This window comes from Psychrobacillus sp. (genome assembly GCF_056205495.1).
Map to the genome: position 1 here is coordinate 1 of NZ_JBAEAP010000372.1, position 1,669 is coordinate 1,669.

3 protein-coding genes are annotated in these 1,669 nt (G+C 37.1%); all 3 read right to left on the minus strand.

Annotation, left to right across the window (positions count from 1 at the left end):
* The coding region (gene rpsU / locus AC06OU_RS11110; RefSeq protein ID WP_475855809.1) for a 30S ribosomal protein S21 at positions 1 to 108 on the minus strand (108 nt) is incomplete at its 3' end.
* A 113-nt stretch (positions 109 to 221) separates the two neighbouring features.
* Positions 222 to 893, minus strand: coding sequence for a deoxyribose-phosphate aldolase (gene deoC / locus AC06OU_RS11115; protein WP_475855806.1), 672 nt, complete (start codon positions 891 to 893; stop codon positions 222 to 224).
* Between the two features lie 106 nt (positions 894 to 999).
* The coding region (locus AC06OU_RS11120; protein WP_475855808.1) for a radical SAM protein at positions 1,000 to 1,669 on the minus strand (670 nt) is incomplete at its 5' end.

Consider the following 1,669-nt stretch of genomic DNA (forward strand, 5'->3'; position numbering starts at 1 on the left):
CTCGCGCTTTCTAACCTCTTGAATTGTACCACTTTTAGATACAGTACGTTTGAAGCGGCGAAGAGCATCTTCAAGCGGTTCGTTTTTGCGAACGACAGTTTTTGACATCTCTCTTTCCCTCCCTCCGAACACACGTCAGTACATAACCAAGTGTTATGTACTAAAAAATTATACCGTATATTATAGACTTGGTCAATACTTTGGTTTTAAATATTCACCAATTAATAATCTGACTTACTTTCTAAGCCATTTACAATATCTACACCAGAACTTGCACCTATTCTAGTAGCTCCTGCTTCAACCATAGCTTCTAAATCAGCAAGACTTCTAACTCCTCCAGAAGCTTTCACACCTAGCTCAGGACCTACTGTTTCGCGCATTAATTTAACTGCTTCGATAGTTGCTCCTCCAGTTGAAAAACCAGTAGAAGTTTTGACAAAATCTGCCCCAGCTAATTTAGATAATTCACTAGCTTTAGCGATCTGCTCATTTGTTAATAAACAAGTTTCTAAAATTACTTTTACAATAGCTTTTCCTTTAGCTGCTTGTACTACTGCTTCAATATCCTTTTGAACATAATCAAAATCGCCGTCTTTTAAAGCTCCAACGTTTAAAACCATGTCTATTTCATCTGCACCTTTTTCAATAGCATCCGTAGTTTCAAATGCTTTTACTTCGCTTGTGCTAGCCCCTAGTGGGAATCCGATTACTGTACATACCTTAACCGGTGAGTCTTTTAATAGAGAAGCACTTAGGCTTACCCAAGTCGGATTAACGCAAACAGATGCAAATACATGTTGTTTTGCTTCCCCACAAAGTTTTTCAATTTGATTTTTAGTCGCATCTTGTTTTAATAACGTATGATCTATAAGTGCTGCTATATTATTTGTCATTTTAAAATCTCCTTCTTAGTTGTACGTACCTCTTAATATTACTAGTAAACATAAGAAAAGCCAAGCAACTATGTTTCTCCCAACAAAAAAAAGCTAGTGACCTAAGTCAAACTAGCTCTTTAACTTCTTCTAATACACGAACAAATTGACCAATATTTTGAGGATAGCCTGCTCGCGTTATTTTTACTCTTACTAATTTTCCGATCAGTTCCTCAGAGCCTGGTATAGCAACTTTTAAATAATTATCCGTATAGCCTTCTACCATGGTTTCTCCCGTTTCTGAAGTGATAACTTCCTCTGGGATGATTTCAAGAACCTCTCTCTCGAAGCGAGAGGCATATTCTACAGCCAGCTGATCATTTAAGGTGATTAGTCGATGCACACGTTCGTTTTTAATTTCTTCATCCACTTGATCTTCCATTCTAGCAGCAGGCGTTCCTGTACGTTTAGAGTAAGGGAAAACATGTAGTTCAGAAAATCTTTGATCGCGAATAAAGTTATAGGTTTCCATAAATTCTTCTTCTGTCTCTCCAGGGAATCCAACGATTACATCAGATGTGATAGCCAAATCTGGAAGTGCATCTCTTAAACGATCTAATCGGTTCGCAAAAAATTCCATTGTATATTTTCTGCGCATTCTTTTTAGTACCGTATCAGAGCCTGACTGAATAGGGATGTGTAAATGCCTTACAACTATATTCGATTGCTTTAAAACATCGATAACTTCATCTGATAGCTGACTAGCTTCTATTGAACTAATTCGAAGACGTTTAAGT

What these genes read in the sequence shown, in the direction of transcription:
- deoC (WP_475855806.1), bottom strand. Translation starts at nt 893, where the DNA reads ATGACAAATAATATAGCAGCACTTATAGATCATACGTTATTAAAACAA.